Here is a 15,789-nt window from a genome sequence, read left to right as displayed (position 1 = left end):
AAGATAGCACTCGTATTATTTTTGAGCGCGATATAAAAGGAGGTAGCAATGATGAAAGGTAACAGAATGATGTTCTTTATATTCATGTTAGGTACATTTACAGTTGGCATGGCAGAGTATGTTGTAACTGGATTATTAACTCAAATCGCAAGTGACATGAAAGTATCTATTTCAAGTGCAGGATTATTAATTAGTGTATATGCTGTGAGTGTTGCGTTAATTGGACCATTTATGCGCATATTCACAATGAATGTGCGTGCCAAATGCTTATTACCGATTTTAGTGGCCATATTTATCGGAAGTAACGTGGTAGGTATGTTGGCACCTAATTTTCAAATATTACTGTTATCACGATTGTTGTCAGCGTCAATGCATGCACCCTTCTTTGGCGTGTGTATGAGTGTGGCTGCAGCCGTTGCACCTCGTGGTAAACAACCACAAGCCATCGCATTAGTCCAAGCAGGATTAACCATTGCGGTTATGATTGGTGTGCCATTCGGATCATTCTTAGGTGGCTTTGCGAATTGGAGAGCTGTCTTTGGCGTTATGATTGGTCTAGCTGTGATGACGCTATTAGGTATGTTGAAATTTGTACCAGATGTATCGCTTAGTACAGAATCTAATGTGAAAAATGAATTGAAAGTATTCAAAAATCCACATATTTTAATTGTGATGTCTATTATCGTCTTTGGTTATTCAGGTGTCTTCACAACGTATACCTTTATGGAGCCAATGATTCATAACTTCGCACCTTTTAAAATCGTCGGCCTCACCATCTGTTTATTTATGTTTGGTTTAGGTGGTGTATTAGGGAACTTAATTACAGGGAATGTGCCAGAACCTAAATTGACGAAATATTTATTCTATACGTTTTTATTACTATTTGTAACCATCGTATTATTTGTCACTTTCGTGCATCATACGATTTTAGCAATTATAATTTGCTTCTTATTCGGATTTGGTACATTTGGTACGACACCCTTATTAAATAGTAAGATTATATTAAGTGCCAAAGAAGCACCACTACTTGCAAGCACATTAGCGGCATCTATCTTTAATGTTGCGAACTTCTTAGGCGCAATTATCGGGTCTATTTTATTATCAGTCGGTTTACCTTATTTAATGATTACCTTCGTGTCAGGTGGCATTATTATTCTAGGTATTTTAATTAATACAGTTAATTATTTCTATGAAAAGAAACATATCGAATTTGAAGCATAATGCTTTAGTCGAAGCAACACCTCTAAGGTCAGTTGGTCATCATACTGATATTAGAGGTGTTTCATTATATTTAATCCGATTCGAATTTTAATGTGGGTTCATACATTTCGTGGTTGAAATGATGTTTAGAAAATTGACGTAAATCATTGATAAATGTATGGATATTACGGTCTAATTTCTCTTTCGTTCTAACGATGATAATTCGTTTATCGTCAGAAGTTGTTTCGTATTTATCGTCATAGATTCTTGCAGCTATAGAAAATTTAGAGATATAATTCTCCAAAGATTCATAGCAATTTAATAAATCACGAATAGGTTTATTGGATTCTTCTTCATGGTGACTCATAGTACCCAATAATTCTTGAATTTGATCGTCTAATTTTACAAAAAGTTCTTTGACGTCATCACACTTCTCTAATGTTTGCGGCTTATTGATTAAAGCATTCGTTTCGCTTAAATGAATTTTACTTATTTTAGAAGCTTTGTAAGCAGTTAAATCGATCATACTCAAAATGTCATTTTTATAATCTTCACGTTTTTCTTCTTTTTCTTTAGTGATTTGATATTTAATCCCCCAAAATGTCCCAATTAGCGCAAAGATACCTCCGACAATCGCTGCTAAAAATTCGCTCATAAAGATGAACTCCCTTCCTGATGAGAATATTTACACATATATTGTACATTATCCGACGGGTATGAGAAGAAAAATTATTGCTGAACTTTAAAATTAACGACTTGCGGAATATTAGACAAATCGTTATTGGTAATGAAATCAATCAAAAGTTGCGCGCCTTCTTCTTGAATGTCTTTGACAACAGGTGCGTTGGCGAACATGTTGTAATTGCCACCACCTACAGCACGATAGTTGTTGACACAAATGGTATAAGTTTTATCACTGATAAGTGGTTCATTGCCAACCTTAATATCAGTTACGCGTTGACCAATAGGTTCTCCTACATGAATGGTATAAGTGATACCGCCATACATGTCATAGTTAAAATGCTGTGGTTTTGGATATAAAAAAGCATCATTAATGGTTATTTCGTTTTCGTCATTAAGTGCGAAATAGCTTGCTGATTTTTCTAAAGCGTCTTTAATACCTGCACCAGTGAGTTTCAAAACTTGGAACGTGTTTGGAAATGGATAATTATTGATGATCTCTCGCATTGTAATACGTGTATTAAATCCGGCTGCTGAGTCAAAGAGCGCCGTACTTGCAATATCAGCACCGCTGTTCTCTAGTAACATACCATTGATTAAATTAATGAGTGGATGAGGTTTCATTCTAGCCTTAAACTTGTCTTCTACTAACATAGGTTCTGGTAGGGTCGTAATTTCTGTATCTAGCCAGTCCTCTAATTGTGTTAATAGCTTAGCATCTTCGGGTAACAGACTAAATTCTGAGTCTCTCACTACAGGTAACAATTCGCTTTGCGTATCAATAATCTGATTATTGTCGCCAATCGTTAGTGTTACTTTACCTATTTGTGTTGCACGTGTACCAGGTTGAATAACGGCAGTGTCATACTTCACTGTTGCGATATCGCGGTGTTGATGACCTGTAATTAAGACATCGATACTTTTATGGAAACGACGTAGAATTTCAGACGCTTCATTTTCTCCAGTTAAATCTTCAGTCGGCACATCTGTATCTACATCACACTCGAATCCACCATGATATGACACGACAACGATGTCAGCTTTATTACGGACATTCGGTAATACTTGTGCGAGTGTTTCAACCGCACTTTTAAATGTTAAGCCTTCAATGTGATGTGGTTGTTCCCAGTTCGGAATATATTGTGTAGTTAGACCAATCACGCCCACGATGAGGTCTCCCTTTTCAAAATAATGCACGCCTTCACCTGTAAAAGGTTGATGTTGTGAATCTAAAATATTCGCACATAACACTGGATAGTTAAGGGTTTGGAGTGTGTCGTTAAGGTATGTCAGACCATAATTAAATTCATGGTTTCCAATTGTTCCGAAATCAAAATTTAAACGATTGTATATAGTTGTTAATGGTTCGCTAGTCTGTAATTTAGACACTAAATAATTACAAAATGGTGCGCCTTGTAAGAAATCGCCATTATCAATTTTGAAATGAATATCGTCATGTTTGCTTGATGATTCAATTAACTGATTCGCATATAACAACCCCATAGGTAACTGTTGATTTGCATGTGAAAAATCAGTAGGGAAAATATAGCCGTGAACATCACTCACGATATAAAGACCAAGTTGCGTCATATGTAACATCCTTTCATTAGAACAATAAAATAATAGTCATCATTATATGATATGCATGAGAGCACATCTTGAATAAATGTTATATAAAGAAATTATAGTAAAAAAAGGTTGGACAAATTAGATTTTAAAGAAAAAATTTAGAAATGATTTACAATAATTTAACGATATAAATATATTTTATATAAAATTCATGATAATTAAATATTATTTCAAGTAATATTGTGCTAATCTTATATTGTCATATAAATTGACAAATTACACGATTTTATACATATCGAACGGGGGCATTACAGTTATGAAGCAAATGAAGTATCTTTTAGTGCTTGCTTTAACAGTTATTATTTTTGCGGCGGCGTGTGGAAATAATAGCTCATTAGACAGCAATAATAAAAGCGCTGACAGCGGATCAGATTCTAGTAAAGATGGTTACACACCTAAGGAATTAACGGTACAATTTGTGCCATCACAAAATGCAGACACACTTGAAGCAAAAGCAAAGCCACTTGAAAAATTGTTATCTAAAGAATTAGGAATTCCAGTAAAGGTATCTGTATCGACAAACTATAATACAATCGTTGAAGCGATGAAATCTAAAAAAGTGGATGTTGGATTCCTTCCACCAACAGCGTACACGTTAGCACATGATCAAAAAGCAGCAGACTTGTTGTTAAAAGCACAACGTTATGGCGTTAATGAAGATGGTTCTAATTCGAAAAAATTAGTAGCTGACTATAAATCAGAAATATTAGTTAAAAAAGATTCTGGTATCAATAGCTTAAAAGACTTAAAAGGCAAAAAGATTGCATTACAAGATGTAACTTCTACAGCAGGATACACATTCCCTATCTCAACACTTAAAGAAGATGCGGGTATTGATGCAACGAAAGATATGAAGATTGTTAATGTGAAAGGACACGACCAAGCAGTCATTTCATTACTTAACGGTGATGTTGATGCGGCAGCTGTATTCCAAGACGCACGTACAATCGTTAAAAAGGACCAACCAAATGTATTTAAAGATACTAAGATTATTAAATTAACAGAACCTATTCCAAATGACACGATTTCAGTACGTCCGGATATGGATAAAAAATTCCAAGATAAACTTAAAAAAGCATTTAAAGATATCTCTAAAACAAAAGAAGGTCACAAAATTATCAGTGAAGTATATTCTCACGAAGGATATACAGACGCGAAAGATTCAGACTTTGATATTGTAAGAAAATATGAAAAACAAGTTCAAGATATGAAATAAGCGTAGAATAATATTATTAGAAGTTATAATACGATTAAAAAGTATTTAAATTTAGTCTAATAAACATTGTAGATAAACAAGGGACAAATAAAAGCTAGCCTATATGTAGGTTTAGCTTTTATTTGCAAAAATAAAGGGTGCTATTTAAATGAGTCAAATTGAATTTAAAGATGTCAATAAAGTATATCCCAATGGTCATGTAGGATTAAAAGATATCAATTTGAATATTGAAAAGGGAGATTTTGCAGTTATTGTTGGCTTATCGGGTGCAGGTAAATCAACGCTATTACGATCCGTCAATCGACTGCATGATATTACATCTGGAGATATTCTTATTGAAGGTAAATCGATTACTAAAGCGAAAGGTAAATCGCTATTAATGATGCGTCGTAATATTGGCATGATTTTCCAACACTTTAATCTTGTGAAACGATCATCTGTATTGCGTAATGTATTAAGTGGCCGTGTTGGTTATCATCCAACTTGGAAGATGGTGTTAGGTCTTTTCCCAAAAGAAGATAAAGTGAAGGCAATGGATGCGCTAGAGCGCGTGAATATTCTAGATAAATATGATCAGCGTTCTGATGAATTGTCTGGTGGTCAGCAACAACGTATTTCAATTGCACGTGCATTAGCACAAGAACCTGCAATTATCTTAGCGGATGAACCTGTTGCGTCATTGGATCCTCTTACAACAAAGCAAGTTATGGATGATTTAAAGAAAATTAATGAAGAATTAGGAATTACAATTCTAATTAACTTACACTTTGTAGATTTAGCGCTTGAATATGGTACGCGTATCATAGGTCTTCGTGCAGGAGAACTTGTATATGATGGACCTGTTGAAGAAGCAACAGAAGCAGTCTTTAATGATATTTATGGTCGTAAGCTTAAAGATGACGAGAAGCTAGGGGTGGATTAAAATGACAACGCCTACTACGCATAAATATGATCAATATTTAAATAAAAAAATGTCACTTAAAACAAGTTTTACAGTGCTTATCGTTGTTGCTTTAGTTGTATGGAGTTTCGTATACACGGGCTTTAGCTTTGCCGATTTAATGGTAGGATTACCTCAAATCGGCTCATTCTTTGGACAAATGGTGCCACCAGACTGGGCATATATACATACAATATTGAAACCGATGTTAGACACCATTCGAATGGCTATTGTTGGGACTTTTTTAGGTGCGATTGTGTCTATACCAATTGCGCTAATTTGTGCAAGCAATATCATTAAAACAAAATGGGTTTCGATTCCCGCACGTTTTATCCTAAATATTGTGCGTACGATACCTGATTTATTATTAGCTGCTATCTTTGTAGCTGTCTTCGGCATTGGTCAAATTCCAGGTGTGTTAGCACTATTTATCTTAACAATTTGTGTTATTGCAAAATTATTATATGAATCACTAGAAACCATCGATCCAGGACCGATGGAAGCTATGACGGCAGTCGGCGCAAATAAAATAAAGTGGATTGTCTTTGGCGTTGTGCCACAAATCATGTCTACTTTCTTCTCATATGTGTTGTTCGCATTTGAAATTAATATTCGCGCTTCAGCCGTACTTGGCCTTGTGGGTGCTGGTGGTATCGGATTGTTTTACGATTCAACACTAGGCTTATTCCAATATCCTAAAACTGCGATGATTATCCTGTTTACACTTGTTATTGTTGTAATTATTGACTATGCAAGTTCGAAAGTGAGGGAACAACTCGCATGACACAAAGCACAAACAAGCTAGAACAAAAGTATCCTGTTAAATCAAAACAACAAAAACAAAAATTAATTAAAAATTGGATTATAGCTATTGTTGTTTTAGGAATTATAGCGTGGGGCTTTGTAGGGATGCCCGCCTTAGAATTAAAATCAAAATCTATCGAAATTTTAAAATCTATCTTTAACGGCTTATTCCATCCAGATTGGGACTATGTGTATATTCCTGCGGGTGAGGATTTATTACGTGGATTACTTGAAACATTTGCAATTGCGGTAATAGGTACATTTATTGCTGCGGTCATATGTATTCCAATTGCTTTTCTAGGTGCACGAAATTTCATCAAAGTTCGCCCGGTAACAGGCATGACTAAATTTATATTAAGTGTGATTCGTGTATTTCCAGAAATCGTTATGGCGCTCATTTTCATTAAAGCGGTTGGTCCAGGCTCATTTTCAGGTGTATTAGCGTTAGGTATTCATTCAGTAGGGATGCTCGGAAAATTATTCGTCGAAGATATTGAAAGATTAGATTTTACTTCAGTAGAAGCACTGAAAGCGAGTGGCGCGAATAAGACCAAGACACTTATTTTTGCAGTCATACCACAAATATTACCGTCATTTTTATCGCTCGTATTATATCGCTTTGAATTGAATTTACGTTCTGCATCTATTTTAGGGTTGATTGGCGCGGGCGGTATCGGTACACCTTTAATTTTTGCACTTCAAACACGTTCTTGGGACCGTGTAGGAATTATTTTAATCGGTTTAGTGATTATGGTAGCTATTGTCGATTTGATTTCAGGCGCAATACGTAAACGAATTGTTTAGATTGTATAGGGAGTGGGACAGAATTCTTTTAAATTCGTCGTCTCTCTCCCAACTTGCTTAGGTTGTAAAATCACTTTCGTGATTTTTGGTGTTGGGGCCCCGACTCCCAACTTGCTTTGCTTGTAGAATTTCTTAGTGAAATTCTCTTTGTTGGGGCCCCGCCCGCAAGGATGACTAGAACTAAGAAAAGCTTGATTTAAGCGTCTTCTCAGTTCAGTCAGCTACTGCGAATTTGCCAAATAGCTTCATTATATTAATTTTGTCCCGGACGCTTTTTATATAGAGATGTTTAAAATATAGAGAGTCGGTAATACATATAGTAGTTAATTTAATGCATGTGCATGCATGAATGTGGGTGTGCATTTTAAAAAAGAGAGGAGATATAGAATGAATGTATTAGTTGTAGGTGCAAATGGTGCGGTAGGACGTAAAGTGATTGCACAATTAAAAGATACCGAACATAGTTCAGTTGCGTTAGTACGTAAAGAAGCGCAAGTTTCAGAACTTGAAAATACAGGTGCTGACAAAGTAGTTGTAGCAGACTTAGAAGGTGACATTTCAAATGCGTTTGATAATGTTGATGCTGTTATCTTTGCTGCAGGTTCGGGCGGAAGTACTGGCGCAGATAAAACACTTCTTGTTGATCTTTGGGGTTCTAAAAAAGTGGTCGATGCAGCAAGCAAAAATGGCGTAAAAAAATTAGTACAATTAAGCGCAACAGATAGTCCAGACCCAGATAATGAGTCTGATGTGATGAGACCATACGCTGTTGCCAAACATATGTCTGATTACTATATTGAACAATCAGACTTGAATTATACCATCGTACGTCCAGGACCATTACAAGATGATGAAGGTACTGGCAAAATCGATGCTTCTTTCTCAATTGAAGGAGACCCAAATGGTTACACAATTCCACGAGATGATGTTGCAACAACATTAATCAACGCATTAGATATAACGCAATTAGATAAACAAGTGGTCTATATTCAATCAGGTGATACTACTATTAGAGAAGCATTAGAACAATTAAAATAAGATAGTTTATAATATAGAGAAACCCATGGGGGAGATAATGCACGCGATATGAGTGTTATCTCGCTACCATGGGTTTCGTGTTATGATTTGAACACATCACGTAAGGTATTTTCAAAAGTGACTTTAACTTCGTTATAGAAATGACGTCCTTTATCTGTCATAGCAGCGTAAACATCACGTTTATCCTCACTACAACCTTGTCGTCGTATCACACCACAATCTTTTGATTCCATTCTTGTTGCTAATCTAGACATTGCACTTTGACTCAAACCAACTTTCGTTTGTAACACTTTCAACGGCAATTGATGATGTTCTGCACAATCTAAATACATTAAGACATAGAATTCTTTTAATGCAAGATGATGGTGAGACATTAAATCGTGTTCTAACTGCTTTGAAACGTTATTGTATATAGATGTAAATTCTAACCATTCATTTACTAATTCATTTGCCATAGTTATGCCTCACATTTATTTCTTAGTCTATTTTTTAATATTATAACAATAAATAAAATAAGCTAGCGACATAATGAACTAAATAATTAATTTAACATTGGTAGCGTTAATCATAATAGAGATAGATAGGCAAATGAGTTGAACGCTCCCGAAACTTACAGAGTTGTAATTTTGGGCTTTCTCCCTAAAAATCTTATGGTAAATATGTTTACATATAATTGAGGTGAGTGATTATGGAAGATGTAAAAGACAAATATAACTACAGACAAGACGACGATTACGGTAGCAGAAATGAAAATATTGCATCGTCTATTAGTTATTTAAGCGTATTCTTTGCACCAGTACTATTACCAATTGTAATGTGGATCATCGCTGACCAACCAGTATCAACCCACGCACGTAAAGCGTTGTTCAACCATATTTTAACTTGGATTTGCTTTGCATTAGCGCCGTTCGCATTGATGATATCTGCTAGCTTTATGGGCAACGCTTCAACAAATATGGATAGTTGGGTTGTATTTGGTTCATGGGTAGTTGCCGTTATACTAGGTTTAGTCGGTGTTTATTTATTCATTCAAAATATCGTTAGAGGCATTAAACTCTTATTAGTTTAGAATTATAAAAAAGAAGCTATCGCTAGGTGAGACCACCTATTGCGATAGCTTCTTTACTTATCATATGCATAAAAGAAATGCTTTAGTAATAAAAGTAACAGATAATTAGAAAAATATAGTTATTGTTTATTTCATAAGTTGACGTCTAAGGCTAATTACACCTACACCTAATATAAAAGCTAAAATACTGTAAACAAATGGTGTTGTTGAAGTGCGTTCGCCCGTCATAGGTAATTCGTGATGTAATGAAGATTGACTCGCTTCTTGTTGAGAATGAGTTGCTTGTTTACTAAGTTGTGTATTCATTTGTGATTGTGGTGACTGCGCTTGTTGTTTAACTAAATGATGCTTTTCTGCGTAACCATTGAATCCCATGTCATTATCTTCAGCTTGATGTTTACCTGGATCTTGTTGTGCGTTTGTCTTAGATGTTGGATTAACTAACCCGTGTTGTTCTGCATAACCATTGAATCCCATATCGTTATCTTCAGCTTGATGTTTATCTGGATCTTGTTGTGCGTTCGTCTTAGATGTTGGATTAACTAACCCGTGTTGCTCTGCATAACCATTGAATCCCATGTCGTTATCTTCAGCTTGATGTTTATCTGGATCTTGTTGTGCGTTTGTCTTAGATGTTGGATTAACTAATCCGTGTTGCTCTGCATAACCATTAAAGCCCATGTCATTATCTTCAGCTTGATGCTTCGTAGTGTCATTGTTGCTAGTTACATCATGGTTGAAACCAGGATCAATATCATTGTTGTCATCAACATCGTGGTTAAACCCAGGATCTACGTTGTTGTTATCTTGATTGTTCGTAGTGTCATTGTTACTAGTTACATCATGGTTGAAACCAGGATCCGTATCATTGTTGTCATCAACATCGTGGTTAAACCCAGGATCTACACTGTTGTTACTACCTTGAGATGTTATAGGTTGACCATTATTATCGTGATTGAACGCTTGGTCAATGTTATTTGTTGCTGCAAAAGCATGGCCATGTGACATAAGTAATAGTGATGATGTTACTAATGTTGTTCCGAAAGCATATTTAAAACGTCTTTTAATCAATTCATCCACTCCCTAGTAAATAGCATTCTTCATACATAAAGATGATTATTTAATAATTAAAAATATCATAAATATGTATATTTATAACTTAACACAATAATTTAAATTCAACCTTAATATCTTCTATCAACTGAATGACAGTTTTGTCATATACGCATTCATCACATTATTGTGCTACGATATATACGACTTTTGAAATTAGGAGAGGATGTTTGATGCAATTACGTGCAGTAACCGAAGCGGATCTGTCTTCACTGATTGAATTGGAAAATGAAGGCTTTACATCTGATGAAGCAGCTACATCTGAAGCATTAAAAGAGAGAATCGGTAAAATACCTGATACATTCATCATAGCTGAAAACGCCGGCCAAATTCTTGGCTATATTAATGGGCCTGTGATTACGCAACGTTATATAACTGATGACTTATTTGAAACGAGTGAGCGCAATCCTGAATATGGTGGCTATCTTAGTGTACTTGGATTAGTTGTTAGCAAAAGTAGCCAAGGACAGGGCATTGCCGGGCAATTATTAAAAGCATTTGAGGATTTGGCTAGACAACATTCAAGACATGCCGTAACACTAACTTGTCGCGAAGCATTAGTGCCTTTTTATGAACATTACGGCTATATTAATGAAGGAGCGTCAACGTCACAACACGCAGGTATAAAGTGGTATAACATGGTTAAAGAAGTATAATTAGATGTCTTAGAATGAATATAGTAGTATATGAAGATATATATGGTTTGTAGTACTTCAGTAAATAATACGTTATGGGCTTCACACAATAGAAATCAATTTGTGTATGCCCATTTTTTTAATGGTTTTGTCTATCATAACAGCTCTAGGCGACCTCGTTAAAAAATAATAAACACTGTTATTGAATTGGCCAACTGTATGAAGGACCCCATCGAAAAAGTAATTTCAAATCAACTATGTATTGTTTGAAATATAATAATTATCAAAACTTAAAAAATTCAAAAACTCTATTTTAATAGGAAGAAACTCGTTCTGAAGAATTTGTTTTTTAAGGATGGGACATAAATAATTTAATGAAGCTATTTTGCAAATTCGCAGTAGCTGACTGAACTGAGAATGCGCTTAAATCAAGCTTTTCTCAGTTCTAGTCACCCTTGCGGGGGTGGGCGGGGCCCCAGCAAAGAGAATTTCATCAAGAAATTCTACAAGCAAAGCAAGCTGGGAGTCGGGGCCCCAACACAAAAAATCACGAAAGTGATTTTACAAGCTAAGCAAGTTGGGGTTACGACGAATTCAAAAAGAATTCTGTCCCACTCCCTCTAATTATCAAAGAAATAATAAAGCGATAGATCTGTCATGCTTACAAAATTGTTATATCGATTAAATAAATGAATTTAAATACAAATAAATGAATATTATCATCCCAATCCAGTATATATAAATAAGCATTACAACTGATTCATCTTAAAGAAACTTACTAATCAAGTAATAATTTGATTGAAACAAAAATAATGAAAATAAAAATAATGAATAAATCGTGCATACTTTTGAATTTTGCACAATATAATATAGAAAAACCTTATATAAATGAACTCTAATTTTGTTGCAATTTGCATGTAAAGGGTAATATAATAGCATAAATTCAAATTAATTGTGGTCAATTAGTAGATGGGGAAGTAAATGAAAAATAGAGGAGAGTATTATGTCGAAAAAAGAGAGAAATTTTAAACGATCCTTTGGTGAAGAAAAAGCAAGGGTGAAACTATATAAATCTGGAAAACAATGGGTTAAAGCGGGTATTAAGGAAATTCAACTACTTAAAATGTTGGGTTTACCATTCTTAAATAAAGATGTAGAGGAAATTAGCAATTTAGAAACAAATCATAATGAGCGATTAAAAAAACAAGCTATGAGAGCAACTGGCTTAGTAGGCGGTGCCTTTACCTTTACGATGCTTAATGACCATCAGGCATATGCTGCTTCTGAGACACCTATGACTTCAGAAATTTCATCAACGAGTGCAACAGTAGCAAATCAACAATCAACTGCGATTACTAAATCAGAAACTTCCGAGTCTACTGAATCAACAAGTAAAAGCACTGTAGAAAGTACAAGCAATAAGAATTCAGTAGAAACGACTTCTAATAAAGCGACATCTAACGCTAATTCATCCACGAGTACAACGTCTACTTCGGAACAAGAAGCACCTAAGTCAGAAGCTGCTTCTTCGGAAAAACAAATTGAAAAGAACTCTGGAAATACATCGAATAGTGATAAAAGTAAAGAGACAAGTACGTCTGAAGAAAAAAAGAGCAGTACGAATTCTTTAGCAAAAGACACTTCTACTAACAGCACATCAGAAAAAAGTAATAAAACTTCTTCAAGTAGCAATAAAGAATCATTAAGTAACTCAAATGAGAATAACTCAAAAGGAAGTACGCGTACTGAAGCATCACTAGCGTCAAATAATGCCCAAAAAAGTGTGACATCTTCAACGCACACTACAGAAAGCAATAAAAACGAAGATTTAGGATCTGCCTTATTTACTACTAATTCAACAAGTTCATCCACAAGTCCAACTAAGTTAAGAACATTTAGTAGATTGGCAGTGTCTACAAATAATGCAAACGTGGCAGTAGCTCAAGTTGATAATAACGATTTTGTATCAATCAACAAAGATAATTTTACTGATCATTTTAATGTCAAAGATTCAGCAACTTTTGATGCTTCAACTGGAATAGTAACATTAACTCCGGATGCAAATAGTAAAAAAGGTTCTATAACTTTAAATACTAAAATTAATTTAAATAAAAGTTTCCATTTTACTGGAAAAGTTAATTTGGGAAATCGGTATGAAGGCTATTCTCCTGGAGGAGTCATTGGTGGTGATGGTATTGGATTTGCCTTTTCACCAGGAAAGATAGATGATACAGGTAAAGAGGGTGCTGCCTTAGGTATAGGCGGATTAAATAATGCTTTCGGATTTAAATTAGATACGTATCATAATACATCTCAACCGAAAGCTGACGCTAAAGCAAATAAAGATCCATCAAATGTTGCAGGCGGAGGAGCGTTTGGAGCTTTCGTGTCAACAGATTCTTCAGGAGTTGCAACAACTGAATCGACAAACGCAGCCAAATTAAAAGTGCAACCAACTGATAATTCATTCCAAAATTTTGAAATTGATTATAATGGTGATACTAAAGTTATGACCGTTACTTATGCAGGGCAACAATTTACAAGAAATTTATCTGATTGGTTAAAGAAAAATTCAAATACAAGTAATTATGCATTGTCAATCACTGCTTCAACGGGTGGTGCTCGAAATTTACAACAACTTCAGTTTGGTACGTTTACTTATACACAAAGTGCCTCTACTGAAGTGAGATATGTTGATGCAACTACTGGAAAAGATATAATTCCGCCTAAAACATTGGCTGGTGATGTAGATAATGTAGTGACGTTAGATAAGCAAGAAAGCGCAATGAATTCTCTTGGCTACCAATATAAAAGTGTTGATAGTTCAAATGCACCAACATTTAATTCAACTAATAATCAAGTGAAACTTACTAATTCTGGACAATCTGTTATCTACTATTTTAGTGACGTTACTGCACCAACAATTAATATGAGTAATCAAAATAACCAGGTTTTCGCACCAATTAATCCAGTTACTGTAATTGCTACTGATAATAGTGGAGTAACACCAACTGTAAATGTAACAGGTTTACCTGATGGTTTAACATATGATCAAACGAGTAATACAATTTCTGGTACCCCAACAAAGATTGGAAACTATACTGTAACTATTACAGCCTCAGATAGTAATAACTTACGAAAAACTCAAAATATTACTTGGACAATTACTAGAAATTCAACGAGCGATTCTATTTCAACGTCAAGTAGTGATAGTCAATCAACTAGCTTAACGAAATCAACAAGTGAGTCGACGTCAATTGCTAACAGTCAAAGTAATTCTAATAGTGTTAGTCTATCTAATTTCATAAGTGCTAGTACTTCTACAGTTGAAAGTAATTCAAATTCGACAAGCAAAAGTACATCATTAAGTGCATCAGCATCAACAAGCGTGAGTGACTCAACAAGTGCAAGTACATCAGATAGTGCATCAACATCAACGAGCGTGAGCGACTCAACAAGTGAAAGCACGTCAGATAGTGCATCAGTATCAACAAGCGTGAGCGACTCAACAAGTGAAAGCACGTCAGAAAGTGCGTCAACATCAACAAGTGTGAGCGATTCAACAAGTACAAGCACGTCATTAAGTGGATCAGAAAGCGCGAGTCTTTCAGACTCATTAAGCGAAAGCACATCATTGAGTGCATCAGCATCAACAAGCGTGAGTGACTCAACAAGTGAAAGTACATCATTAAGTGAATCAACATCAACGAGTGTGAGTGATTCAACAAGTACAAGTACATCAGATAGTGCATCAACGTCAACGAGTGTGAGTGATTCAACAAGCGCAAGTACGTCAGAAAGTGCGTCAACGTCAACGAGTGTGAGCGACTCAACAAGCGCAAGCACATCATTGAGTGCGTCAACATCAACAAGCGTGAGTGACTCAACAAGTATGAGCACGTCATTAAGTGGATCAGAAAGCGAGAGTCTTTCAGACTCATTAAGCGCAAGCACGTCAGATAGTACGTCAACATCAACGAGTGCAAGTGATTCAACAAGTGCAAGCACATCATTGAGTGTGTCAACATCAACAAGTGAGAGCGACTCAACAAGTGAGAGCACGTCAGATAGTGCGTCAACATCAACAAGCGTAAGTGATTCAACGAGCAAAAGTACGTCAGATAGTGAATCAACGTCAACAAGTATGAGTGACTCAACAAGTACAAGCACGTCATTAAGTGAATCAGAAAGCGCGAGTCTTTCAGACTCATTAAGCGAAAGCACATCATTGAGTGCATCAGCATCAACAAGCGTGAGTGACTCAACAAGTGAAAGTACATCATTAAGTGCATCAGCATCAACAAGCATGAGTGATTCAACAAGTATGAGCACATCACTAAGTGAATCAGAAAGTACGAGTCTTTCAGACTCATTAAGTGTAAGCACATCATTGAGTGCGTCAACATCAACAAGCGTGAGTGATTCAACGAGCACTAGTACATCTGATAGTGAGTCAGCATCAACAAGTGAGAGCGACTCAACGAGCACAAGTACATCAGATAGTGCGTCAACGTCAACAAGCGTGAGTGACTCAACAAGTATGAGCACATCATTAAGTGGCTCAGAAAGTGCGAGTCTTTCAGACTCATTAAGTGCAAGTACATCATTGAGTGCATCAACATCAGCAAGCGTGAGCGATTCAACAAGTGCAAGCACATCA

At 35.6% G+C, this 15,789-nt stretch carries 13 protein-coding genes; 9 read left to right on the top strand and 4 right to left on the bottom strand.

Annotated elements, in window-relative coordinates; genetic code table 11:
- The first annotated feature begins 51 nt into the window (after positions 1 to 51).
- Positions 52 to 1,221, top strand: a complete 1,170-nt coding sequence (locus tag AK212_RS07110; RefSeq protein ID WP_053030018.1) for an MFS transporter — start codon at positions 52 to 54, stop codon at positions 1,219 to 1,221.
- A 70-nt stretch (positions 1,222 to 1,291) separates the two neighbouring features.
- Here AK212_RS07110 and AK212_RS07105 read toward each other — a convergent pair whose 3' ends face one another.
- Positions 1,292 to 1,855 (bottom strand): hypothetical protein, encoded by a 564-nt coding sequence (locus tag AK212_RS07105; RefSeq protein ID WP_053030017.1) that lies wholly within the window; start codon positions 1,853 to 1,855, stop codon positions 1,292 to 1,294.
- Positions 1,856 to 1,929: 74 nt separating this feature from the next.
- Positions 1,930 to 3,471: a bifunctional metallophosphatase/5'-nucleotidase gene (locus tag AK212_RS07100; protein ID WP_053030016.1), complete on the bottom strand. Its 1,542-nt coding sequence runs from the start codon at positions 3,469 to 3,471 to the stop codon at positions 1,930 to 1,932.
- A 295-nt stretch (positions 3,472 to 3,766) separates the two neighbouring features.
- Here AK212_RS07100 and AK212_RS07095 point away from each other — a divergent pair, with 295 nt between their 5' ends.
- The 5 genes from AK212_RS07095 to AK212_RS07075 all read left to right on the top strand — a co-directional run bounded on the left by AK212_RS07095 (position 3,767) and on the right by AK212_RS07075 (position 8,312).
- A complete protein-coding gene (locus AK212_RS07095) occupies positions 3,767 to 4,726 on the top strand; it encodes a phosphate/phosphite/phosphonate ABC transporter substrate-binding protein (protein WP_053030015.1) in 960 nt (319 codons plus the stop codon).
- A 148-nt stretch (positions 4,727 to 4,874) separates the two neighbouring features.
- Positions 4,875 to 5,648 carry a phosphonate ABC transporter ATP-binding protein gene (gene phnC, locus AK212_RS07090; protein ID WP_053030014.1) on the top strand — a complete coding sequence of 258 codons (774 nt, stop codon included), beginning with the start codon at positions 4,875 to 4,877 and terminating at the stop codon, positions 5,646 to 5,648.
- A 1-nt stretch (position 5,649) separates the two neighbouring features.
- A complete protein-coding gene (gene phnE, locus AK212_RS07085; RefSeq protein ID WP_053030013.1) occupies positions 5,650 to 6,450 on the top strand; it encodes a phosphonate ABC transporter, permease protein PhnE in 801 nt (266 codons plus the stop codon).
- Entirely contained in the window at positions 6,447 to 7,274 is an 828-nt protein-coding gene (phnE, locus tag AK212_RS07080; RefSeq protein WP_053030012.1) for a phosphonate ABC transporter, permease protein PhnE, read from the top strand. The genes phnE (AK212_RS07085) and phnE (AK212_RS07080) overlap by 4 nt, the downstream gene beginning before the upstream one ends.
- 387 nt (positions 7,275 to 7,661) lie before the next feature.
- Complete coding sequence (locus AK212_RS07075; protein ID WP_053030011.1) at positions 7,662 to 8,312, top strand: SDR family oxidoreductase; 651 nt, start codon at positions 7,662 to 7,664, stop codon at positions 8,310 to 8,312.
- Between the two features lie 80 nt (positions 8,313 to 8,392).
- Here AK212_RS07075 and AK212_RS07070 read toward each other — a convergent pair whose 3' ends face one another.
- Positions 8,393 to 8,767, bottom strand: a complete 375-nt coding sequence (locus tag AK212_RS07070; RefSeq protein ID WP_053030010.1) for a transcriptional regulator, SarA/Rot family — start codon at positions 8,765 to 8,767, stop codon at positions 8,393 to 8,395.
- Positions 8,768 to 9,000: 233 nt separating this feature from the next.
- Between AK212_RS07070 and AK212_RS07065 the strand changes: the two genes are divergently transcribed.
- On the top strand, positions 9,001 to 9,381 hold the full coding sequence (locus tag AK212_RS07065) for a hypothetical protein (RefSeq protein ID WP_053030009.1): 381 nt from the start codon (positions 9,001 to 9,003) through the stop codon (positions 9,379 to 9,381).
- A 126-nt stretch (positions 9,382 to 9,507) separates the two neighbouring features.
- Here the strand turns inward: AK212_RS07065 and AK212_RS07060 are convergent, their stop codons facing one another.
- Complete coding sequence (locus tag AK212_RS07060; RefSeq protein ID WP_053030008.1) at positions 9,508 to 10,452, bottom strand: hypothetical protein; 945 nt, start codon at positions 10,450 to 10,452, stop codon at positions 9,508 to 9,510.
- A 215-nt stretch (positions 10,453 to 10,667) separates the two neighbouring features.
- Between AK212_RS07060 and AK212_RS07055 the strand changes: the two genes are divergently transcribed.
- Together AK212_RS07055 and AK212_RS07050 are read left to right on the top strand one after the other, a co-directional pair.
- Positions 10,668 to 11,150 (top strand): GNAT family N-acetyltransferase, encoded by a 483-nt coding sequence (locus tag AK212_RS07055; RefSeq protein ID WP_053030007.1) that lies wholly within the window; start codon positions 10,668 to 10,670, stop codon positions 11,148 to 11,150.
- A 982-nt stretch (positions 11,151 to 12,132) separates the two neighbouring features.
- Positions 12,133 to 15,789, top strand: a 3,657-nt coding sequence (locus tag AK212_RS07050) for a lectin-like domain-containing protein (protein WP_195831488.1), incomplete at its 3' end; no start/stop codon positions are given.

Origin of the sequence: Staphylococcus borealis, from assembly GCF_001224225.1 — a bacterium.
Lineage (GTDB): Bacteria > Bacillota > Bacilli > Staphylococcales > Staphylococcaceae > Staphylococcus > Staphylococcus borealis.
This window is presented reverse-complemented; position numbering and strand designations above follow the sequence as displayed.

Bases quoted from the DNA above. Each gene is read 5' to 3' on its own strand.
- phnC (WP_053030014.1), top strand. From the start codon at position 4,875: ATGAGTCAAATTGAATTTAAAGATGTCAATAAAGTATATCCCAATGGT.
- AK212_RS07055 (WP_053030007.1), top strand. From the start codon at position 10,668: ATGCAATTACGTGCAGTAACCGAAGCGGATCTGTCTTCACTGATTGAA.
- AK212_RS07070 (WP_053030010.1), bottom strand. From the start codon at position 8,767: ATGGCAAATGAATTAGTAAATGAATGGTTAGAATTTACATCTATATAC.
- AK212_RS07110 (WP_053030018.1), top strand. From the start codon at position 52: ATGAAAGGTAACAGAATGATGTTCTTTATATTCATGTTAGGTACATTT.
- phnE (WP_053030013.1), top strand. From the start codon at position 5,650: ATGACAACGCCTACTACGCATAAATATGATCAATATTTAAATAAAAAA.
- AK212_RS07100 (WP_053030016.1), bottom strand. From the start codon at position 3,471: ATGACGCAACTTGGTCTTTATATCGTGAGTGATGTTCACGGCTATATT.
- AK212_RS07065 (WP_053030009.1), top strand. From the start codon at position 9,001: ATGGAAGATGTAAAAGACAAATATAACTACAGACAAGACGACGATTAC.
- AK212_RS07105 (WP_053030017.1), bottom strand. From the start codon at position 1,855: ATGAGCGAATTTTTAGCAGCGATTGTCGGAGGTATCTTTGCGCTAATT.
- AK212_RS07095 (WP_053030015.1), top strand. From the start codon at position 3,767: ATGAAGCAAATGAAGTATCTTTTAGTGCTTGCTTTAACAGTTATTATT.
- phnE (WP_053030012.1), top strand. From the start codon at position 6,447: ATGACACAAAGCACAAACAAGCTAGAACAAAAGTATCCTGTTAAATCA.
- AK212_RS07075 (WP_053030011.1), top strand. From the start codon at position 7,662: ATGAATGTATTAGTTGTAGGTGCAAATGGTGCGGTAGGACGTAAAGTG.